Source organism: Bradyrhizobium sp. 190 (assembly GCF_023073415.1).
Taxonomy (GTDB): Bacteria; Pseudomonadota; Alphaproteobacteria; order Rhizobiales; family Xanthobacteraceae; genus Bradyrhizobium.
Genome location: NZ_JADPJL010000012.1, coordinates 269570 through 290162 on the forward strand (window position 1 = coordinate 269570; position 20593 = coordinate 290162).

19 protein-coding genes and 1 pseudogene are annotated in these 20593 nt (G+C 62.6%); 12 read left to right on the top strand and 8 right to left on the bottom strand.

From position 1 onward, the window contains the following. Positions 1–47: 47 nt before the first annotated feature. From IVB22_RS10365 to IVB22_RS10380, 4 genes are all read left to right on the top strand, one after another. Positions 48–797 (top strand): electron transfer flavoprotein subunit beta/FixA family protein, encoded by a 750-nt coding sequence (locus IVB22_RS10365; RefSeq protein ID WP_247517232.1) that lies wholly within the window; start codon positions 48–50, stop codon positions 795–797. Next, positions 797–1741 (top strand): electron transfer flavoprotein subunit alpha/FixB family protein, encoded by a 945-nt coding sequence (locus IVB22_RS10370; RefSeq protein WP_247517233.1) that lies wholly within the window; start codon positions 797–799, stop codon positions 1739–1741. The genes IVB22_RS10365 and IVB22_RS10370 overlap by 1 nt, the downstream gene beginning before the upstream one ends. A gap of 286 nt (positions 1742–2027) precedes the next feature. Next, positions 2028–2909 (top strand): 3-hydroxybutyryl-CoA dehydrogenase, encoded by an 882-nt coding sequence (locus IVB22_RS10375; protein WP_247517852.1) that lies wholly within the window; start codon positions 2028–2030, stop codon positions 2907–2909. A 174-nt stretch (positions 2910–3083) separates the two neighbouring features. Further along, positions 3084–3272, top strand: coding sequence for a putative motility protein (locus IVB22_RS10380; RefSeq protein WP_247517234.1), 189 nt, complete (start codon positions 3084–3086; stop codon positions 3270–3272). Between the two features lie 116 nt (positions 3273–3388). On the opposite strand, the gene IVB22_RS10385 is transcribed toward IVB22_RS10380, so the two are convergent. Further along, positions 3389–4066: a TlpA disulfide reductase family protein gene (locus tag IVB22_RS10385; protein WP_374207503.1), complete on the bottom strand. Its 678-nt coding sequence runs from the start codon at positions 4064–4066 to the stop codon at positions 3389–3391. A gap of 137 nt (positions 4067–4203) precedes the next feature. Between IVB22_RS10385 and argH the strand changes: the two genes are divergently transcribed. The 3 genes from argH (at position 4204) to lysA (ending at position 7251) form a co-directional block, all read left to right on the top strand. Beyond that, positions 4204–5601 carry an argininosuccinate lyase gene (argH, locus tag IVB22_RS10390; RefSeq protein ID WP_247517236.1) on the top strand — a complete coding sequence of 466 codons (1398 nt, stop codon included), beginning with the start codon at positions 4204–4206 and terminating at the stop codon, positions 5599–5601. A 101-nt stretch (positions 5602–5702) separates the two neighbouring features. After that, entirely contained in the window at positions 5703–5972 is a 270-nt protein-coding gene (locus IVB22_RS10395; RefSeq protein ID WP_247517237.1) for a lipoprotein, read from the top strand. A 13-nt stretch (positions 5973–5985) separates the two neighbouring features. Continuing rightward, a complete protein-coding gene (gene lysA / locus IVB22_RS10400) occupies positions 5986–7251 on the top strand; it encodes a diaminopimelate decarboxylase (RefSeq protein WP_247517238.1) in 1266 nt (421 codons plus the stop codon). Between the two features lie 533 nt (positions 7252–7784). Here lysA and IVB22_RS10405 read toward each other — a convergent pair. Further along, on the bottom strand, positions 7785–8528 hold the full coding sequence (locus IVB22_RS10405; protein WP_247517892.1) for a hypothetical protein: 744 nt from the start codon (positions 8526–8528) through the stop codon (positions 7785–7787). Here IVB22_RS10405 and IVB22_RS10410 point away from each other — a divergent pair, their 5' ends adjacent. Beyond that, positions 8529–9122: a hypothetical protein gene (locus IVB22_RS10410; protein ID WP_308200376.1), complete on the top strand. Its 594-nt coding sequence runs from the start codon at positions 8529–8531 to the stop codon at positions 9120–9122. A 517-nt stretch (positions 9123–9639) separates the two neighbouring features. Here IVB22_RS10410 and IVB22_RS10415 read toward each other — a convergent pair. Together IVB22_RS10415 and IVB22_RS10420 are read right to left on the bottom strand one after the other, a co-directional pair. Further along, positions 9640–10548, bottom strand: a pseudogene (locus tag IVB22_RS10415) (NAD(P)-dependent oxidoreductase). A 56-nt stretch (positions 10549–10604) separates the two neighbouring features. Then, positions 10605–10985: a carboxymuconolactone decarboxylase family protein gene (locus IVB22_RS10420; protein WP_247517239.1), complete on the bottom strand. Its 381-nt coding sequence runs from the start codon at positions 10983–10985 to the stop codon at positions 10605–10607. Positions 10986–11149: 164 nt separating this feature from the next. Between IVB22_RS10420 and IVB22_RS10425 the strand changes: the two genes are divergently transcribed. Next, complete coding sequence (locus tag IVB22_RS10425; RefSeq protein ID WP_247517240.1) at positions 11150–13801, top strand: TIGR02302 family protein; 2652 nt, start codon at positions 11150–11152, stop codon at positions 13799–13801. Positions 13802–13916: 115 nt separating this feature from the next. Here IVB22_RS10425 and IVB22_RS10430 read toward each other — a convergent pair whose 3' ends face one another. Both IVB22_RS10430 and IVB22_RS10435 read right to left on the bottom strand, forming a co-directional pair. Then, the gene (locus IVB22_RS10430) at positions 13917–14291 is read right to left on the bottom strand and encodes a response regulator (RefSeq protein ID WP_247517241.1); all 375 of its coding nucleotides are present in this window, start codon (positions 14289–14291) and stop codon (positions 13917–13919) included. A 41-nt stretch (positions 14292–14332) separates the two neighbouring features. After that, complete coding sequence (locus tag IVB22_RS10435; RefSeq protein ID WP_247517242.1) at positions 14333–15205, bottom strand: MJ0042-type zinc finger domain-containing protein; 873 nt, start codon at positions 15203–15205, stop codon at positions 14333–14335. 192 nt (positions 15206–15397) lie between these two features. On the opposite strand from IVB22_RS10435, the gene ftsE reads away from it, so the two are divergent. The 3 genes from ftsE (at position 15398) to IVB22_RS10450 (ending at position 17859) form a co-directional block, all read left to right on the top strand. After that, positions 15398–16057: a cell division ATP-binding protein FtsE gene (ftsE, locus tag IVB22_RS10440; protein WP_247517243.1), complete on the top strand. Its 660-nt coding sequence runs from the start codon at positions 15398–15400 to the stop codon at positions 16055–16057. Beyond that, positions 16050–17021, top strand: a complete 972-nt coding sequence (locus IVB22_RS10445; protein WP_247517244.1) for an ABC transporter permease — start codon at positions 16050–16052, stop codon at positions 17019–17021. The genes ftsE and IVB22_RS10445 overlap by 8 nt, the downstream gene beginning before the upstream one ends. Before the next feature lie 121 nt (positions 17022–17142). Beyond that, positions 17143–17859 carry a YdcF family protein gene (locus tag IVB22_RS10450; protein ID WP_247517245.1) on the top strand — a complete coding sequence of 239 codons (717 nt, stop codon included), beginning with the start codon at positions 17143–17145 and terminating at the stop codon, positions 17857–17859. Between the two features lie 135 nt (positions 17860–17994). Here IVB22_RS10450 and IVB22_RS10455 read toward each other — a convergent pair whose 3' ends face one another. Then, positions 17995–18924: an AraC family transcriptional regulator gene (locus IVB22_RS10455; protein WP_247517246.1), complete on the bottom strand. Its 930-nt coding sequence runs from the start codon at positions 18922–18924 to the stop codon at positions 17995–17997. 224 nt (positions 18925–19148) lie between these two features. Continuing rightward, positions 19149–20375: an ABC transporter substrate-binding protein gene (locus IVB22_RS10460; protein ID WP_247517247.1), complete on the bottom strand. Its 1227-nt coding sequence runs from the start codon at positions 20373–20375 to the stop codon at positions 19149–19151. Positions 20376–20593 lie beyond the last annotated feature (218 nt).

Sequence of the window (20593 nt, forward strand, 5' to 3'; positions counted from 1 at the left end):
GCTAATAGCAAGCCAATTAAACCCAGAATTCAAGCGAAAGAGGATCGATGAAGGTTCTTGTGCCGGTAAAGCGGGTGGTCGATTACAACGTCAAGGTCCGCGTCAAGAGCGACGGAACGGGCGTCGAACTGGCCAACGTCAAGATGTCGATGAATCCGTTCGACGAAATCGCCGTCGAGGAAGCGCTGCGGCTGAAGGAAGCCGGCAAGGCGACCGAGGTGGTGGTGGTGTCGATCGGTCCGGCGCAGGCCTCGGAGACGATCCGGACCGGTCTTGCGATGGGCGCCGACCGCGGCATCCTCGTCAAGGCCGAAGGCAATGTGGAGCCGCTGGCGGTCGCGAAGATTCTGAAAGCCGTGACGGACGCGGAAAAGCCGGGGCTCGTCATTCTCGGCAAGCAGGCGATCGACGACGACTCGAACCAGACCGGCCAGATGCTGGCGGCGCTGCTCGGATGGTCGCAGGCGACCTTCGCCTCCAAGCTCGAAGTCGACGGAAGCGATTTCAACGTCACGCGCGAGGTCGACGGCGGCCTGCAGACTGTGAAACTGAAGGGGCCGGCGATCGTAACTACTGACTTGCGTCTGAATGAGCCGCGCTATGCCTCGCTGCCCAACATCATGAAGGCGAAGAAGAAGCCGATCGACGACAAGAGCGCAGCCGATTACGGCGTCGATCTCACGCCGCATCTCGAAGTGCTCAAGACGGCGGAACCTCCGGGCCGCAAGGGAGGCGTCAAGGTCAAGGACGTCGCTGAGCTGGTATCCAAACTCAAGACCGAAGCCGGGGTTCTCTGATGACGACGCTTTTGATTGCCGAACACGACAGCGCGTCGATCAAGGACGCGACCAACAAGGCGCTGACGGCTGCTGCCGCGCTCGGCGCCGACGTGCATGTGCTGGTCGCCGGCGAAAACGCCAAGGCCGCGGCCGATGCCGCTTCCAAGCTCGCCGGCGTCACGAAAGTGCTGCTCGCCGATAATGCCGCCTACGCCCACGACCTCGCCGAGCCGCTGGCTGCGCTGATCGTGTCGTTGGCCCCCGGCTACGACGCCTTCGTTGCGCCCGCGACTTCGCGCTTCAAGAACGTGATGCCGCGCGTCGCAGCGCTGCTCGACGTGATGCAGGTGTCTGAGATCATCAAGGTGGTCTCGCCGGATACTTTCGAGCGGCCGATCTATGCCGGTAACGCGATCCAGACGGTGAAGTCGAAGGACGCCAAGAAGGTCATCACCGTGCGGACCTCGACCTTTGCCGCGGCCGGTGACGGCGGCAGCGCGCCGGTGGAGAACGCTACCGCAGCGGCCGATCCCGGCCTTTCCAGCTTTGTCGGCGAGGAGGTTGCGAAGAGCGACCGTCCGGAACTGACGTCGGCAAAAATCATCGTCTCCGGCGGCCGCGCCATGCAGAGCCGCGAGAATTTTGCCAAATATATCGAGCCGCTCGCCGACAAGCTGGGTGCCGGCGTCGGCGCCTCGCGCGCCGCGGTCGATGCCGGCTATGCGCCCAACGACTGGCAGGTCGGCCAGACCGGCAAGGTGGTGGCGCCGGAACTATATGTCGCGATCGGTATCTCCGGCGCGATCCAGCATCTCGCCGGCATGAAGGATTCCAAGGTGATCGTTGCGATCAACAAGGATGAAGACGCGCCGATCTTCCAGGTTGCCGATTATGGCCTGGTCGCGGACCTCTATCAGGCGGTTCCTGAGCTGACCGAAGCGCTCGGCAAGCTCGGCAAGTAACGACGGACGGAGCGTGATCCGGAGAAGGGGAAGCCGGTCTTCCGAAAAGATCATGCTGAAACAAAAAGATAGAGCGGAATGACGATTCGAGGCAGCGTCATTCCGCTCCACCGGACGCGCGACGTCCGGAAGATATTTACCTTAAGCGGTTGCGAGCGAAGTGAATTAAGCTTCGCGTGAAGAAAACGTGCCAATGATGAGACTGAAACCTCGATTCCAATTATATCGTATCTGAGGTTCAGAGATGAACAGGCGCGATGTGCGCGCCGTTCCGATGGATGAAAAGATGGCGGTGACAATCAAGAAGGTCGGCGTGATCGGCTCGGGCCAGATGGGCAACGGGATTGCGCATGTGGCGGCGCTCGCCGGCTTCGACGTGGTGCTCAACGACGTCTCCGACGAACGGCTGAAATCGGCGATGGCGACCATCAACGGCCATTTGTCGCGCCAGGTTGCCAAGCAGACTATCACCGAGGACGCGCGTAAAAAGGCGCTCGCCCGGATTACCTCCACCGAGACGCTGGATGGTTTGGCGGACTGCGACCTCGTGATCGAGACCGCGGTCGAGAAGGAAGAGGTCAAGCGCAAGATCTTTCACGAGCTCTGCGCGGTGCTGAAACCGGAAGCGATCGTCGCTACCAACTCCTCGTCGATCTCGATCACGCGGCTCGCCGCCTCGACCGATCGTCCGGAAAAATTCATTGGCATTCATTTCATGAATCCGGTGCCGGCGATGGAACTGGTCGAGCTGATCCGCGGCATCGCCACCGACGATTCCACCTTCGAAACGGCAAAGGAATTTGTCGGCAAGGTCGGCAAGCAGATCGCGGTATCGGAGGATTTTCCGGCCTTCATCGTTAACCGCATCCTGCTGCCGATGATCAACGAGGCGATCTATACGCTCTATGAGGGCGTCGGAAACGTCGAGGCGATCGATGCCGCCATGAAGCTCGGCGCGCATCACCCGATGGGGCCTTTGGAACTCGCCGACTTCATCGGTCTCGACACCTGCCTGTCGATCATGCAGGTGCTGCACGAGGGGCTGGCGGATTCGAAGTACCGGCCATGTCCGTTGCTGGTGAAATATGTCGAGGCCGGCTGGCTCGGCCGCAAGACGCAGCGCGGTTTCTACGACTATCGCGGCGACAAGCCGGTTCCGACGCGGTAGGCGTCATCGCCAATCCCGTAGGTGGGCAAAGCGCAGCGTGCCCACCATTTCGAGCAACACTCCGGAAAGTGAACGGTGGGCACGCTTCACTTTGCCCACCCACAAATCTGAAATCTCCAGAATTCGTTAACCGGTGCCGGGGTAGGGTGCCCTCAGGTTTGAGGAGTGCTGCGTATGGATATGATGGCTATGGTTTCGAGCATGCTTGCGATGCAGGCGGCGGGTACGCAGCAGCAGATCCAGACCTCGATCATCAAACAGAACGCGGATGCCGAGAAGGCCGCGGTTCTGACGCTGCTGGGCACGCCCTCGACGGCCAATCTCGCCCCCGGCGTTGGCGGCAATCTCAATATTGCGGCTTGAAATTTACCATCCTGTAGGGTGGGCAAAGGCGCTCTTGCGCCGTGCCCCACCCTCGCACGACGCAGCCGTAGTTTGGTGGGCACGCTTCGCTTTGCCCACCCTACAAATCTGTCCTGCTAAGACCCCGCCTTCACGGGCTCCATCGCAGCCTTGATCAGCTTGATGGCGTCGTCACTGGCCCATTCGGCCGGGCCCGCCAGGTTGGCAATCTCGCAGCCCTGGCCGTCGACCAGCACCGACGTCGGCATCCCCAGCGCCTTGCCTATGCCCTTAAGGTCCTGAAAAACCTTGGCTTTTGAGTCGGCGAAATAGCCGAGCCGGGTCAGATTGGCCTCTTTGAGGAAGTTCTTCGGCTTCTCCGGATCACGGGTGTCGATATTGACGGCGACCACCTCGAAATCCTTGCCCCCGAGCTTGGCTTGCAGGCTGTCGAGCGCCGGCATTTCCTTGCGACAGGGCACGCACCAGGTGGCCCAGAGATTCACCAGCACGGTCTTGCCGCGCCATTCCGACAGCTTTCGCGGCTTGCCCTCGGCGTCCTCGAAGGCGAGGTCGGGGAGCCGCAGCGCGGTCGTCGCCATGGTCAGCGCGGCCACCTCGCCATGCGCCAGCGGCGCGATCTTGCGGGCCAGTTCGACCGCCCCGCTACAGGAGGGATCGCCGCCCGTGCCGCGCTTGAAGCCACCGAGCCCGTAAAACGCGCCCAATCCGATCACGCCCACAGCCGCCACTGCACCGATGGCGATCGGGATCCGGCGTCTGGTGGCCGGGCGGGGCGGGGACATTTCGGGCATATCGTTTGTCATCCTGTATCAGATACGGCTATGCAGGGCTCAAGATTACGGTCGAGTTACGGCCGAAACCGGCGCGGCGTTTCGCTCGGGTTCGACGATATAGATGGCAAGGCTTGAGAAGTAAGGCTTGAGAAGTCATGAGCAACAAGATGTGGGGCGGCCGGTTCACCGAGCGTCCCGATGCGATCATGGAGGAAATCAACGTCTCGATCGACGTCGATCGTCACATGTACGCCCAGGATATCGCCGCGTCCAAGGCCCACGCTGCGATGCTGGCCGCGCAAGGCATTATCACGGCGAGTGATGCGAAAAATATCGGCAGGGGTCTAGACACGATTTTGTCAGAAATCGGCAAGGGCACGTTCGACTTCAAGCGCGCGCTCGAAGACATCCATATGAACGTCGAGAGCCGGCTTTCCGAGCTGATCGGGCCCGCCGCGGGACGGCTGCACACCGCGCGTTCGCGCAACGACCAGGTCGCGACCGATTTCCGGCTCTATGTCCGCGACACGATCGACGAGACGGATGCGGCGCTGGCCGCCTTCCAGCATGCCTTGGCCAGCCGCGCGCTGGAACATGCCGCGACCGTGATGCCGGGCTTCACCCATCTGCAGACCGCGCAGCCCGTCACGTTCGGGCATCATCTGCTCGCCTATGTCGAGATGGCCGCGCGCGATCGCGGTCGTTTTGCCGATGCCCGCAAGCGCTTGAACGAATCGCCGCTCGGCGCCGCGGCGCTGGCCGGAACCTCGTTTCCGATCGATCGCACTGCTACCGCCAAGGCGCTCGGCTTCGACCGGCCCATGGGCAATTCGCTGGACGCGGTCTCGGATCGCGACTTCGTGCTGGAGACCCTGTCGGCGGCCTCGATCGCGGCCGTCCACATGTCGCGCTTTGCCGAAGAAATCGTGATCTGGACCTCGCCGCTGGTCGGCCTGGTGCGGCTCTCCGACAAGTTCACCACCGGCTCCTCGATCATGCCGCAGAAGCGTAATCCGGACGCGGCCGAACTGGTGCGCGCCAAGACCGGCCGGGTGATCGGGGCGCTCAACGGTCTCCTGATCGTGATGAAGGGCCTGCCGCTCGCCTATCAAAAGGACATGCAGGAGGACAAGCAGGGGGCGATGGAGGCGTTTTCCGCGCTCTCGCTCGCGATTCGCGCGATGACCGGCATGGTCATCGATCTTGTGCCGGACGAGGCGCGGATGAAGGCCGCCGCCGGCGAGGGCTACGCCACCGCCACCGACCTTGCCGACTGGCTGGTGCGGACGCTGAAAATGCCGTTCCGGGACGCCCACCACGTCACCGGGCGCATCGTCGGTCTCGCCTCGAAGCAGGGCGTGGCGCTGCACGAATTGCCGCTGCAGGCAATGCAGGAGGTCGAGCCAAAGATCACGGCAGATGCCCTGCGCGTGCTATCGGTGGAAGCCTCCGTCAAGAGCCGGACCAGTTATGGCGGCACCGCGCCGAAGAACGTGGTTTCGCAGGCCAAAGCCTGGCTGAAACGGCTGGAAAAAGAGCGAAAATTGGGCTGAGGGAAAAATTTCGCTGCAATTTCTTGGGTTTCCGTTGCCCATCGGCACTCGCCAGACTGCGGCAATCTTTGTATGGTGCGGCGCGCATTGGGGATTTCGTCGTGATCAGTAACTACCGCCCGTCATCGTCGGGATGGGCCATCATCCTGCTGAGCGTGACCGCGCTCGCGCTCGGGGGCTGCGGACGCAAGGCCGGGCTCGATTTGCCGCCGACCGCGGCGGCGCCGCAGGCCCAGGCCACGTCGTCGGATACCGAGGCCGAGCGCGCGGCGCAGCCCGGCGTCTTCAATTCGACCTACGGCTCCGAGTCAGGCCCCAGCGCCCCCAAGGGTGGCAAGAAGAAATTCGTTCTCGATCCGCTGCTGGACTGAGACGGGGCACGCCATGAATCACTTCGACTATCGCAACGGCGTGCTCCACGCCGAGGCCGTCAACCTGTCCGAACTCGCGGATGCCGTGGGTACGCCGTTCTATTGCTATTCGACGGCGACGCTGGAGCGCCACTACCGCGTCTTCACCGAGGCCTTCGCCGGCGAGAAGACGCTGGTCTGCTACGCCATGAAGGCGAATTCCAACCAGTCGGTGCTGCGCACGCTGGCCAAACTCGGCGCCGGGGCCGACGTGGTGTCCGGCGGCGAACTCAAGCGCGCGCTGGCGGCGGGGATTCCGCCGAGCAAGATTCTTTTCTCGGGCGTCGGCAAGACCGAGCCCGAACTGCGCGCCGCGCTGGCGGCGGACATTCTCTGCATCAACGTCGAATCCGAACCCGAACTGGAATTGCTGTCGAAGCTCGCGGTCGAGGCCGGCAAGACCGCGCGGATTTCGATACGGGTCAATCCGGACGTCGATGCCGGCACCCACGCCAAGATCGCCACCGGGAAGTCCGAGAACAAGTTCGGCATTCCGATTCTGCGAGCGCGCGAAGTCTATGCCCTTGCAGCAAAGCTGCCGGGCATCGAGGTGACCGGCACCGACATGCATATCGGCAGCCAGATCACCGACCTCTCCAAGATGGAGACCGCGTTCCGGATTCTTTCCGATTTCGTGCAGACGCTGCGCGCCGACGGCCACAGAATCGAGCATATCGATTTCGGCGGCGGGCTCGGCATCCCCTATCACGCCGACCGCGAAGCGCCGCCATTGCCGTCGGCCTACGCCGCGATGGTCAAGCGGTTGACGCATAATCTCGGCTGCACGCTGATGTTCGAGCCTGGACGGATGATCGTCGGCAACGCCGGCATCCTCGTGTCCCGCGTCATCTATGTGAAGCCGGGCGAGGCCAAGAACTTCGTCATCATCGACGCCGCGATGAACGATCTGATCCGCCCCACGCTGTACGAAGCCCACCACGACATCTTGCCGGTGCGCGAGCCGGCCCAGGGTATGCGAACGATCACGGCCGACGTCGTCGGTCCGGTCTGCGAAACCGGCGACTATCTCGCCCTCGATCGCAACCTGCCTGAGCCCAAGGCCGGCGATCTCATCGCGATCATGACCGCCGGCGCCTACGGCGCGGTGCAGTCCGGCTTCTACAATACGCGCGCGCTGGTGCCGGAAGTCCTCGTCAAGGACGACCAGTACGCCGTGGTGCGCCCGCGCATCGAGGTCGAGGAGCTGATCGCGATGGACCGGCCGGCGCCCTGGTTGTGATCCCGTAAGACGGGTGGAGCGCAGCGATACCCATCACAGCAGAGCCGATAGGTATCGCGGAGTTTATCATCGGGCCATCTAGCCTGGAACCATGTCACACTGTCGGGTTCCATACAGACATTGATTCGAATCAGATTTTATTTCGGCGCATGCTGGACACCATGTGGATGGGCATGCCCGGCATGGGACAAGGGACGACCCCAACGGTTGATGCTTAGCCCGAAGCTGGGGGCTTCCTTTTAATGTGCCGCACGGCGGTGCCGGGCACACAGATTAAACGCGCTCAAGTGCGGCGCGTTCGTATGGCAAAAATCCCAACAGAAGGGAGTTGATTCGATGATGCTCGAAACAATTCTGGCATTGTTGGGCCTCGCGACTTGCGCGCTGGTCCTCGTCTCATTCTGGGGCTCCGACCTCTTCGGAAGCCGCACGCGGAAGCGGAGTTAATAACTGGCGCGCCCGGTAAGCGTCCAGGGCGTGGGCTGCGAAGATTGCCAGGTTGAATAGTGCGAGAATCGCTGCAGAGGCGGCGATCACGGCTGCGCTTCCTGCTGGCCAATGTCGGCGAGGTGATTGCCGCGCGACTGCCAAATCAGATCGAAGATGAATTGCATTTTTGGCCATCCCACATCCGCTGTCTTGGTGACAACAACGGTACACGGCCGCTGCCCTTCCCGAAGGCCATCATAGCAGCCCAGATCGCGATACCGGAAGGGGACGGTGACGTCGGTTTCGGGGGTATTGGCGGAAATCGAACATCGCCCTGCCGTGGTCCGCTTTCCCTCAACAACGGACACCGCTGCCATCGCCTGCGAGGTACGAAAAGTACCAACAAGCGACATACCGGCAAGGAAACGTTCTGAGCGGATGTAAACCACTTCACATACCGCAAAGCGCCACCGCAGTATCCTTTGATCCGACATCGCGTCGGTTCCGCAGTCGCTTTGAAAGCTGTTCTCAACCTGGTCGTTCGAGAACTCAGATTGCAGTGAGACCCAAACGCTTATTTTTGAATGGCAGGCGTGCCTGCTGCGAACCAGCGCGCGAACCATACTGAAGGAATTGTCGTATTGCATTGCACGCGCAATAACATGCGCAAGTAGGTCGTCATGAACCAAACTGCAGGCAAGAAAAGCGGTTACCACGCCATACTGCATTGTTCTATACGGGGGGAAAGTGGCGGTGCTCTCATTGCGATCCTCTGCACCGCGTGCATCGTCCTCTTCGCGAGCGAAGCCAGTGCTCAATGTACGGCTCGAGACGTCCTGCAGAATCACTTGACGCTCAAGACAACTCCCTCAGCCAATACCCCGCCAATGCCAGTCAAATCCGCCTTCGCGGTTCCGGTATGGAGAACGATTGCAGTAGGGACGTTTGCAAATTCGTTTGCCCTCCTTAACGCGTTGGATGCAGCAGGCTGCAGCATCGGAGGCTCGGCTGAGGGAGTTCTCGCTCGACCGGCCTTTACCGTCGGCACTACGAAAACAAACGTGGAGCTTTTTGCGGTGTCGGCGGCAGAACTCGGCTTTCAGACCGGTACTGCGCGGCTGGCGGACATTTATGCGCGCGCTCAACAACTGGGTTTCGGACTTGCGGCTGCGGAGGTCGCTCCGCAACTCAGGCTCCAATTTCTTGACCAGCCGATGGGTGAATTTCTGATCGGAATGGAGCCGATCAGAACGTGGGAGGGCGAGCCTGTGATTTTGACGGTGGCTAACGGCGGAGCGGGATTAGTCCTCATCGGCCGAGATGGCAGCGCCGACGCAGAAATACCCGTGGCGTCTCGCTTCTTGTTCGTGCGGCCCAATGAAGCGGCATTGGCAAAGGCAGCCCGCGGCGTCGATGAGACCGCAGCGCTCGGCCAGCGCTAGGTTTCTGAAACCGAACGCGTCCGGGCGAACTGAGCACCGGCCGACGGCAGAAAAGGAGCAGCGATCATGGAATCAATTCCGCGTAAGCCACTCCGAGCGGCTTGTCATTGCAGCCTGGCGCTGTTGGGTCTGACGTGTCTGCTTGGCACGGCCGATGCTCGTCCGATGCTGTTGCCATCGGAGCGATTTCCCGGCCCCTGGCTGGAGGTTACGCAAGACATCAGGGACATCCTCACCCTAAACAAAGTCTCTGCCTGCAGCCAGGCAGCTGGGCGCGAGTCGTCGCGCAACCCCGGCGAATATCTCTTGTACTGCACATCGGACGAGAAGCTTTGGACAAGCTGGCGCGTACAGCCCGCGGCAGGCACCGTTCGAGGCCCGGGCAGACTCTTCCAGGATATCGCACTGCCAGCCCGATATTAAGGCTAGTCAACCGGAGCTGCCGCGCGAAAAGCGGGCTCGCCAGTTGAAAAAGGGATTTCCGAAAGGCGAGCGCCCGAAAGGCCGTGCGTCAGCGCTACTTCGCCGCGTGGCCACCTTTCGCGCCGCCGACCACGACGCCCGCTGCCTTTTCGATCGGCTTGATCGCGGCAGTGAAATCCGACTCCGCGCCCTCGTCGCGGATGATGACTTCCCACAGGCGCCCGACGGCTTCGGCGACTTCCATCGACAGTCCCAGCGATTTCATCTCCTCCAGCGCGAGCCGCACGTCCTTCACCATCAAGCCGGTGGCGAAGCCGAAATCGAAGCTGCGCGGCAGCACAGCGCGCGGAAACTTGTCGCGGCTGGCCGTATTGAGTCCCGAGCCGGCGTTGATGACGTCGATCATGACGGCCGGATCCAGTCCCGCCTTGACGCCCATCACCACGGCTTCCGACGTTGCCACCATCGCGGTTGCGGAGAGGAAGTTGTTGGCAAGTTTCATCGTCTGCGCCGAGCCGGGTTTTTCGCCGATGAAGAACACTTTTCCGATCACGTCGAGCGCGGGCTTTACCGCCTCATAGTCGGCACGCGGGCCGGAGGCCATCACCGCCAGCGTTCCCTTTTCGGCGCCGCCGACGCCGCCACTGACGGGGCTGTCGATCTGCACGATGTTCTTGGCCGCCAGCAGGCCGTGAATTTTGGCGGCCATCTGCGAGCCGACGGTGGAGAGATCGACGAAGCGCCTGACGCGCTTGCCTTCGATCACGCCGCCGGCACCGGTTGCGACGTCAAGGGAAGCCTACAGCGACGGCAGGCTTGCCAGCACGGTTTCGCAGCGGTCGGCGATGTCCTTTGGCGAGGAGGCGACTTGCGCGCCCATCGCGACGAGCTTGTCTGCCGCCTCTTTCCGCGTATCGAACACGGTGAGCTGGTGCTTTGCCTCGATCAGGCGACGCGCCATCGGGAAGCCCATCTTCCCGAGGCCGATGAATCCGAGTTCCATGGTGGTGTTTCCGCTCGCAATGACAGCTGAAATTTCGGTGGCGTTACGGCTGCGTTTCAGCCCTTGTCCAGTTCCGCGAACACTTCGCGCGCGATGCGAAAGCTGTCGACGCCAGCGGGGACGCCGGCATAGATCGCGACCTGCATGAAGATCTCGCGGATCTCGTCGCGGCTGACGCCGTTGGTCAGCGCGCCCTTGATGTGCGCCTTCAATTCGTGCGGCCGGTTCAGGATCGAGATCATGGCGAGATTGAGCATGCTGCGCGTCTTGTGCGGCAATTCCTCGCGGCCCCACACCGCGCCCCAGCAATATTCGGTGACCAGCTCCTGGAACGGCTTGTTGAAGCTGTCGGCGTTCTTCAAGGCGTTGTCGACATACGCCTCGCCCAGCACCGCCTTGCGAATTTCAAGTCCCTTGTCGTGTGTCTTCTGGTCCATGACGTTTCCTCGTATTTTTACGGTTCGGAATCGACGTTACGGGGCTAAAGCGCCGCAGTCACGCCTTCGTGTTATGCGTATTTCCGGGTGTGGGTTACTCCGGGAACAGGTGCCTCATTGCCGCCGTTGTGCTAGGCTGACTTGTCGGCAACCCGGAGAGTTTATTGAGCGGCGCCTCACCTGACCCCTCACAGCCCGCGCGCGAACCGAATGCTGTCGCGCGGCTTCAACTGACGCAGGCCCTGCGACGGGCTCAGTATGCGATCGCGTGGGAGCGCGCCTGGCCGGGCTTCGCCCGGATTTTGAGCGTCGTCGGACTGTTTCTGGTGGCGTCCTGGGCCGGATTGTGGCTGGCGCTCCCATTCCTTGCACGCGCGGTCGGCATCGGCCTGTTCGTCCTGCTGGCGCTGGCAGCGTTGTTCCCGCTCGCGCGGTTTCGCTGGCCGACCCGCGAAGAGGCGTTAAGCCGGCTCGACCGCGGCACCGGCATTCGCCACCGCCCGGCGACCGCGCTGACCGACACGCTCCAGACCAAGGACCCGATCGCGCAGGCGCTGTGGCGGGAGCAGCGCGAGCGCACGCTGGCTTCGATCAAGCGGATCCGCGCCGGGCTGCCTTCGCCGCGGCTGCCGATCCACGATCCCTGGGCGCTGCGCGCGCTGGTCATGGTGATGCTGGCGGCCGCCTATGTCGCCGCCGGCGACGAGCGCGCGCTGCGCATTGCCGTGGCGTTCGACTGGAACGGCGTGCTGGCGCCGGCCAACGTCCGGGTCGATGCCTGGGTGACCCCGCCGGTCTATACCGGCAAGCCGCCGGTCATTCTGTCCGCCGCCAGGGATGCGGCTTCGCCCGATAGCGGGGCACCGTTGCCGGTGCCGTCAGGCAGCACGCTGCTGGTGCGTTCCAGCGGCGGCACCATCGATGTCGTGGTCGGCGGCGGCGTGACCGAAATCGCGTCGGGCGAGCAGGCGCCCAAGGGCACCAACGAACGGCATTTCAAGATCACGGGCGACGGCAGCGCGCATGTCCGCGCGCCGTCCGGCCAGCCGCTGTGGCGCTTCGCGGCCACGCCCGACCGCGCGCCGATTGTTTCACTTGCCAAGGATCCGGAACGCCAGGCCCGCGGTTCGCTGCAGATGTCCTACAAGCTCGAGGACGATTACGGCGTCACCGAAGCGCGCGCGCAATTCGTCGCCCGCAACGCGGATGCGGCCAAGATCTCCGATGCCAAGAACTCCGATGCCAAGACTCCCGATGCGAAGGAAGGCAAGACCAAGGAGGCCGACAAGGCCGAGCCGCGGCCGCTGTTCGAGCCGCCGCAGTTTGCGCTGGTGCTGCCGAACGCGCGTACCCGCAATGGCGTCGGCCAGACGGTGAAGGATCTCAGCGAAGATCCCTATGCCGGCGCCGATGTGACGCTGACGCTCACGGCCAAGGACGAGGCCGGCAATGAAGGCAAGAGCGAGCCCTTCAACATGCGGCTGCCGGAGCGGCTGTTCACCAAGCCTTTGGCGCGCGCCCTGATCGAACAGCGCCGTATCCTGGCGCTCGACGCCAACCAGAATGCGCTGGTCTATACCGCGCTCGATGCGCTGATGATCGCGCCGGAACTGTTCACGCCGGAGGCCGGCCATTATCTCGGCCTCTTCAGCGTTAAGCACCAACTCGAGGCGGCGCGCACCGACGCTGCGCTGCGCGAGGTCGTCGCCAGCCTGTGGTCGCTTGCCGTCACCATCGAGGACGGCAACATCAGTGATGTCGACAAGGCGCTGCGCGCGGCGCAGGAGGCGCTCAAGCAGGCGCTGGAACGCGGCGCCACCGACGAAGAGATCAAGAAGCTCACGGATAATCTGCGCGCCGCGCTGGACAATTTCCTGCGCCAGCTTGCCGAGCAGCTGCGCAACAATCCGCAGCAATTGGCGCGTCCGCTCGATCCCAACACCAAGATGCTGAGTCAGCAGGATCTCAAGAGCATGCTCGACCGGCTGGAGCGGCTGTCGCGGTCCGGCGACAAGGATGCCGCCAAGCAGTTGTTGGAACAGCTGCAGCAGATGCTGGAAAACCTGCAGATGGCGCAGCCCGGCCAGGGCGGCGACAACGAGATGGAGCAGGCGCTGAACGAACTCGGCGACATGATCCGCAAGCAGCAGCAATTGCGCGACAAGACCCACAAGCAGGGCCAGGATTCCAGGCGCGACCGCATGCGCGGCAAGCAGGGCGACCAGAGCATGGGCGACCTGCAGCAGGACCAGCAGGGCCTGCGCGACCGGCTGAAGAAACTGCAGGAAGAACTCGCCAAGCGCGGCATGGGGCCGGGCCAGCGCGGCCAACAGGGGCAGCAGGGCCAGCAAGGTCAGCGCGGCGAACAAGGGCAGGGCCAGCAGGGTCAAGGCGGCGACCAGGGCGACGGCGAGGACGGGCTCGATCAGGCCGATAACGCGATGGGCGATGCCACCGGCCGGCTCGGCGAGGGCAATGCCGATGGGGCGGTGGACTCGCAAGGTCGCGCGCTGGACGCGCTGCGCAAGGGTGCCCAGAGTCTGGCCGAGGCCATGCAGCAGGGTGACGGCGATCAGCCGGGCGACGGCCCCGGCAATCCCAGAGGCCGCCAGCAGGGCGCGGCCAACTCGACCGATCCGCTGGGACGGCCGATGCGCAACAACGAGTTCACCGACGATTATACCGTGAAGATCCCCGGCGAGATCGACGTGCAGCGGGTGCGCCGGATCCTCGAAGAACTGCGCCGCCGTCTCGGCGATCCGTCCCGTCCGCAGATCGAACTCGATTACATCGAGCGGCTGTTGAAGGATTATTGATTTCGCCGGATGCGTAGGGTGGGCAAAGGCGCATAGCGCCGTGCCCACCATTTTTCGCGGTTGTCGAGAATGGTGGGCACGCTTCGCTTTGCCCACCCTACGGATTCGGGCTTGGCTAGGCCTTCTTCGCCGCCAGCGCGTCCGCGACCGCGGTGCGGATGTCGTGCACCGAGAACGGCTTCGTCACCACGTCGTGCACGATGGCGCTGAGGCCGGAGGCGCGTTCGCGCTGATCTGCGAAGCCCGTCATCAACAGGATCTTCAGGTTGGGAAAATCGCGCGCCGCCGTCAGCGCCAGTGCGATGCCGTCCATCACGGGCATCTGGATGTCGGTCAGCAGCAGGTCGAACGTGCCCTGTTCGCGGGTCAGGATATCGAGCGCTTCGGCGCCGTCCTCGGCGGTGACGGTCTCGTGGCCGTCCATGGCGATGGCGCGCGCCACCAGCGAGCGCATGGAATCTTCGTCATCGGCAATCAGCACGCGTGGCATGAAGTCGTCTCTCTCGCCTCAGCGGAACAGGCGGGCCTTGTTCAGGCATGGCCGGCCAGATCCCGCTTGTTGAAAAAGCGTACGTCAATATTGCGGCCTTCGGGCGGCGGCGAAGCCAGCCGCGACTTGAAGTAGGCGCGCTCGCCGGGGTTGAGCACCGGCTGCTCGAGCACCGCGTTCCAGGCGTAGACCTCCGCGCCCTGCGCGTCGCGGACGGAAAAGCGCAGCCGCGGCAATTCGACCGGCCTTTTGGTCTCGCCGATGATCGTGCCTTCGATGACCAGGACCGGCTTGCCGTCCACGGTCTCGTTGGTGATCTTGATGTCCTTGAACGCCAGCCCGCGCAGGTTCACTTCCAGCCCGACCATCTTGTAGAACGTCGCGGTTTGCGGCAGCAGCCGCACGACATCGGCGCGCCAGATCATCAGCCCCAGTATCAGCGCGCCCATCGCGGCGCAGGCGGTCGGCAGGCCGACGGCCGGCATGAAGGGGATGCGGGGCAGGGACGGCAGCCGGAAAAGGCGGGCCAACCGCTGGCGGTGCGTGGTGATCGGGATTTCCTCATGGTCCTCCGCATCCAGCCGGGCGGCCGACGGCCAGTCGCTGTCGCCGCCTGGTTGCGAACCTTCGCCCTCGGCCGGCCAGCCGGCCGAAATCGAGGGGCTGTCGACAACAGGGGCGTCCTGCCCCTCCTCCTCGCGCGCCAGCGCTTCCCATTCGGCCGCGGCATCGTTTGCGGCCGGCTGGCTCGATTGCGCCATCGCCGGCACGGCGGCGGCCATTTCGATCGCGTCTTCGGGCCGCGCCAGCCAGGTTTCCTTGCATCGGGAGCAGCGCACGGTACGTCCCCCGGCGCCCAGGGTGGCCGGATTGATGGCGTAAGATGTTGTACAATGGGGGCAAATGATATGCATGGAGCCCAACTCACCCGTGTCTTTGCCCGGATGCTACATAGCGACTGTTAACGAATCGGAAACCATAACGGTCGCAAAACCGTTTTGTCCGGTCAGTACCCAAACCGGCGGGCTACGAGCCCAAGGTTCAGGTTCGGGTCCAGGTTCAAGTCCGGGGTTTCCGGCCACGGTTCATGTCGAGCGGAGCTGAGCTTGGTTCGGTTCGAAAATGTCGGTTTGCGGTACGGGCTCGGCCCGGAGATTTTGCGCGACCTCTCCTTCCTGATCCCGGCCCATTCCTTCCAGTTCCTCACCGGTCCCTCGGGCGCGGGCAAGACCTCGTTGCTGCGGCTGTTGTTTCTGTCGCTGCGGCCGACGCGCGGCCTCGTCAACCTGTTCGGCCAGGACGTCTCGCTGCTCGGCAAGGATCAGGTCGCGAACATGCGCCAGAAGATCGGCATCGTGCTGCAGGATTTCCGCCTGCTCGATCACATGACGACCTATGAGAACGTGGCGCTGCCGTTCCGCGTGATGGGCCGCGAAGAATCCAGCTATCGCCGGGAGGTGATCGACCTCCTGAAGTGGGTCGGCCTCGGCGAGCGCATGGATGCGCTGCCGCCGATCCTGTCGGGCGGCGAGAAGCAGCGCGCCGCGATCGCGCGCGCGGTGATCTCGCGGCCGCAATTGTTGCTGGCGGACGAACCCACCGGCAGCGTCGACCCGACGCTCGGCCGGCGCCTGCTGCGGCTGTTCATCGAATTGAACCGGCTGGGCACCGCGGTCATCATCGCGACCCACGACATCACGCTGATGGACCAGTACGAGGCGCGGCGGATGGTGCTGCACCAGGGGCGGTTGCACATCTATGAGTAGGGTCGGTGACGAACATGGGACGCTGGTGGATCTCGGGACGGAGCGCCCGCAGGTCCCGGCGCGCGCGCGCAACATGTCGCCGATCGTGCCGCGGGCGTCGATCTCCGGCCGCGCGCTGGTCGCGGTCGTCGCCATCATGACGTTCCTCGCTTCCATCACCACCGGCACCGTGCTGCTCGTCAGCGCATCGGCCGCGGAATGGCAGTCGGAAGTCGCCAGCGAAATCACCATGCAGGTGCGCCCGCAGGCAGGGCGCGATCTCGATCGCGACGTGACCGCGGCGGCGGAGGCGATGCGGACGCAGCCCGGCATCGTCCAGGTCAAGCCGTTCAGCAAGGACGAATCGGCCAGGTTGCTCGAGCCGTGGCTCGGCAGCGGGCTGTCGATCGAGCAGTTGCCGGTGCCGCGCGTCGTCGTGGCGCGCGTCCAGCCCGGCACCACGCTCGACCTTGCGGCATTGCGCTCCAGGGTGACCCAGGTGGCGCCGTCGGCGAGCGTCGACGATCATCGCGCCTGGATCGAGCGCATGCGCTCGATGACCGGCGCCACCGTGTTCGCCGGCATCGGTATCCTCGTGCTGGTGATCGCGGCGACGATCATCTCGGTTTCGTTCGCGACCCGCGGTGCGATGGCGGCGAACCGCCCGATCGTCGAGGTGCTGCACTTCGTCGGCGCCGGCGACCGCTATATCGCCAACCATTTCCTGCGGCATTTTCTCAGGCTCGGGCTGGAGGGCGGGGTGATCGGCGGCGGCGCCGCGATGCTGGGTTTCGGCTTCTCCGAATCGATCGCCGCCTGGTTCTCGGGCACCCCCGTCGGCGATCAATTCGCCGCGCTGCTGGGGACGTTTTCGCTGCCGCCGTCGGGCTATCTGGCGCTCGCGGTACAGGCCGTGGCGATCGCCGCCATAACCGGCTGGGCCTCGCGGCGAACGCTGTTCGCCACGCTGGACGACATCGATTGATTCGGCGAATGGCGTTTTCCGGCGAAGCATGTTCTGGGGACATGATCCGGGGTAGGCCGGGACTCCACTTCGCCTGAAAACGTTCTAGAATTGTACGTGGGAAGAGGGATCGCCGGGCCATATGGATTTGCAGCACGACAGCACGCCGAGGGCGCCGGCCGCGCGGCCGCGCGGATGGCTGCGCGCGGCCATCGTCGGCACCATGGCGATCCTGTTCGTCGGCGCGGCCGTGGGCTTCATCGCCTTTCTCTCGCAATTGCGCGGCGTCGAAATCAAGCCTGCGCGCAACGCCGACGGGATCGTGGTGCTGACCGGCGGCTCGTCGCGAGTGTCGGATGCGATGGAATTGCTGGCCGGCGGTTTTGGCAAGCGACTGTTGATCTCGGGCGCGCATCCGACCAATGCCCTGAGCGACATTTCGCGCTCGCTGCCCGACAACCAGTCGCTGCTGTTGCGCTGTTGCGTCGATCTCGACCGTTCCGTCAATACCAGGAGCAACGCTGCCGAGACACGCCGCTGGGTCCGCGAGCGCGGCTTCAAGTCGCTGATCGTGGTGACGTCGAACTACCACATGCCGCGGGCGATCGTGGAGCTGTCGCATGCGATCCCCGACGTCACGCTGATTCCGTTCGCGGTGGTCGGCGACCGATGGCGCGACGAGCCGTGGTGGACCAGCGGCACGACGCTGCGTCTCTTGCTGTCGGAATATGTCAAATATGTCGCCGCCGAAGTGCGGGTGCGGCTGGCCGGTGCCGGCATCGATCTGGTGCCCGAACTTTCCGATCCGCCCGCGCCCGCGCCGGCGCAGCGCCGGCCGGCGACGGCGCAGGCCAACTAGGGCGCGTTTCATCCGCGAATGGTGCGTCCGGCTCCGTGTCGACGTGCCCTCCAAAGCGGACATTAGTCAGACCGATCGGCATGTTAGCTTTAGGCCGGATGCCGACATGCCGAGTGCGACAGCGGTCGTCCTGGCTTACGTTTCACTTTCCGGGGCGCCCTGTGCTTCGCGACGCCACACGCCCGGGCTGACGCCGACCAGCATCGAAAATACTCGCGTAAAGTGACTTTGACTGGCAAACCCGGCCGATATCGCGATTTCAGCAAGCGATAGGCCGCGAATGGTCATCAACTGCTTGGCAGTGCTCACGCGTTGGCGAAGGAGCCACTGATGTGGTGGCAGGCCGACGGAGGTTCGAAATGCTCGAGAAAAATGGCTAACCGAGAGGTCGAACTCAGCGGCGATTTCCTGCAACGTAAGTTTCCCGCTGAGATCAGATTCGAGCCTTTCACAGGCCCGCTTCGCCTGCCAGGGAGCAAGACCGCCGCGCGCGTGCTCGGCGTTTCGCAGTCCGCCATACGTCTGAGCGACGTGCGCTGTGAACGCAAGCATCATGTGATCGACGAAAAGCTGGTTCGCTTCGGATGGCCGGCGCAATGCCTGCAAGAGCGATGCGCCGATGTGATGCACAGCCTCATCGTGAAAGCCGGTGCCGTACTGATAGTCGAGTTGACCGACGCGCCGGACGCCGAACTGCCCTGCGATGCCGTTGAGAGCCAAAGCCGGAATGTAGAAATTAAGGGAGTGAAATGGCTTATCGATCAGATAGCGCGGGTCCTCCTTCATGTCGTAAATATAGGTCTGACCTACCCGAATATCGGGCTTGATCACGCACTTGCCATGCTCCCAGTATTCGCAGTCGGGGTAATCGCGCAATTTCAAGCTAAAGATATAGGCATCTTCGGGTGCAATTCTGCCGCACAGCCCTGGAACGGGGTTGTCATCCCGCGTTTCGGTGGCTGCGACCTCGGCGCCACGCACTGACCGCGTGATCAGCGATGACGGTGCGTTCTGAAGGTGCAGGAGCTCTTTCCACTTCTGACCGTGAAAACCGCTCTGTGCCATATGGGTCAACTCTTCGGTAACGCGGACTGGCGGATTAGCTATTATTGCCGCGCTGTCACCCCATTATCGTGGATCAGCGAGGATCCGTCCAGTTCGACTGACAACCGGATGTTTTACAATGCGATTTCAAGGTGTCGTGGATGTCCCCGTCCGCTGCAATCCACAGTCGAAATGTCTGATTGGGGATTAGGGCTGGACGGATGTAGTAGGTATACGCGGACACGCTAATTGTTTTCCGCTCCAACACTCGTTAGTTGGCCGAAGAGATGCCAACTATCCCCCTGGAAGCGCATGAGCTGCATTTGCTCGATAGGGGAATAGTCAGTCGGCGATGTCTTGAACCTGATTCCAGGCAGCGCAACACCAGAAACCATATCCAGGTTTGCTGCTTGTCGCATGACGTTTTTGCGTGTGAGGTCGTCGCCGCATTGCTTCAGGACTTGGAGCAAAGTCTCTGCGATACTGTATCCGGAGACGGTCAACGCATCGGCAGCATCTCCTTCCGGAAAGAAGTTCGACATGAAAGCGCGAAACTCGTTCATGCCTGCATCGTCTTTCCACTGAGGATCGTTCGGATCTTTCAGATAGGCAGCGCTCATTATCCCCTGAGAATTTTCCAATCCGGCTGGCTTCAGCACCGCACTGACCGAGACTGAAACGTTTGTGATAAAATGCACGGGCCTCCAACCCAGATCACCAATCTTCTTGATCGCCTGAGCTGCAAACTTGGGTGTAGCAATGTTCACGAAAACGTCGGGGTTAGACGTCTTGATCTGCACGATCTGAGGATCGATAGAAGGCTGTGAAACATCGAAGGGGACTTCAGCAGTGACTATTTGAGACTTCGCGCTGCCAAAGACCTCGTTGAAGCCGACTAGATAGTCCTTTCCGAAATCGTCATTCTGAAACAGAATACCTACTTTCTTGCCGGGATAATTTTTTAGAATGTAGCGCGCATAGATCCGCGCTTCGTCTCGGTAGCTGGGAAGCCAAGCCATGCTCCAGGGAAAGTTTTTTGGATCTGCCCACTTGCTGGCGCCACTACCAAAAAACAGATGCGGCACTCCACGTTGATGCATATAGCGCTGAATTGCCGAGTTGCCCGGCGTTCCTACGACGCCGGCGATTGCCAAAACCTCATCGCTTTCAACCAGCTTGCGCGCTTGTTCGACGGTTTTTGGGGGGCTGTAGGCATCATCGTAAGACAGGATCGTTACCTTCCGGCCATTTATTCCCCCCTTCTCATTCAACATCTTGAAGTACGCAACGAACGTCTTTGAGATCGCCGCATACGCGGAGGCCGGCCCACTGTAAGGACCGATATTGCCGATCTTGATCTCGGTATCACTTGCGCCAGCATCATAGATTTTCTGAGCAAAGGCTGTAGCTGGGCTTCCTGCAAGAATTCCTGTGATTTGAAGAGTCGCCCAAAAGGCTTTCGTATGCAGCATGACTTCCTCAGCGCCCTGAGCTTAACACTTTGACATGTAACTCCTCATTCTGGCCAGAACAGCGGCGTCAGGGGGGCAGTCTTTCATGAGCTAGCCGGCAGCCTTCCTGACTTAATTGTCGGAAAGTTCTCACCTCTTCTGCCCCATGTCCGGCTCCATAAGCTGACGCGGGAGTTCAAACGGCAAACGGCTACGGGTCAGTCATTAACAGACATGCC

What these genes read in the sequence shown, in the direction of transcription:
- IVB22_RS10365 (WP_247517232.1), top strand. Translation starts at nt 48, where the DNA reads ATGAAGGTTCTTGTGCCGGTAAAGCGGGTGGTCGATTACAACGTCAAG.
- IVB22_RS10370 (WP_247517233.1), top strand. Translation starts at nt 797, where the DNA reads ATGACGACGCTTTTGATTGCCGAACACGACAGCGCGTCGATCAAGGAC.
- IVB22_RS10375 (WP_247517852.1), top strand. Translation starts at nt 2,028, where the DNA reads ATGGCGGTGACAATCAAGAAGGTCGGCGTGATCGGCTCGGGCCAGATG.
- IVB22_RS10380 (WP_247517234.1), top strand. Translation starts at nt 3,084, where the DNA reads ATGGATATGATGGCTATGGTTTCGAGCATGCTTGCGATGCAGGCGGCG.
- IVB22_RS10385 (WP_374207503.1), bottom strand. Translation starts at nt 4,066, where the DNA reads ATGCCCGAAATGTCCCCGCCCCGCCCGGCCACCAGACGCCGGATCCCG.
- argH (WP_247517236.1), top strand. Translation starts at nt 4,204, where the DNA reads ATGAGCAACAAGATGTGGGGCGGCCGGTTCACCGAGCGTCCCGATGCG.
- lysA (WP_247517238.1), top strand. Translation starts at nt 5,986, where the DNA reads ATGAATCACTTCGACTATCGCAACGGCGTGCTCCACGCCGAGGCCGTC.
- IVB22_RS10420 (WP_247517239.1), bottom strand. Translation starts at nt 10,985, where the DNA reads ATGGACCAGAAGACACACGACAAGGGACTTGAAATTCGCAAGGCGGTG.
- IVB22_RS10430 (WP_247517241.1), bottom strand. Translation starts at nt 14,291, where the DNA reads ATGCCACGCGTGCTGATTGCCGATGACGAAGATTCCATGCGCTCGCTG.
- IVB22_RS10435 (WP_247517242.1), bottom strand. Translation starts at nt 15,205, where the DNA reads ATGCATATCATTTGCCCCCATTGTACAACATCTTACGCCATCAATCCG.
- IVB22_RS10445 (WP_247517244.1), top strand. Translation starts at nt 16,050, where the DNA reads ATGAGTAGGGTCGGTGACGAACATGGGACGCTGGTGGATCTCGGGACG.
- IVB22_RS10450 (WP_247517245.1), top strand. Translation starts at nt 17,143, where the DNA reads ATGGATTTGCAGCACGACAGCACGCCGAGGGCGCCGGCCGCGCGGCCG.
- IVB22_RS10455 (WP_247517246.1), bottom strand. Translation starts at nt 18,924, where the DNA reads ATGGCACAGAGCGGTTTTCACGGTCAGAAGTGGAAAGAGCTCCTGCAC.
- IVB22_RS10460 (WP_247517247.1), bottom strand. Translation starts at nt 20,375, where the DNA reads ATGCTGCATACGAAAGCCTTTTGGGCGACTCTTCAAATCACAGGAATT.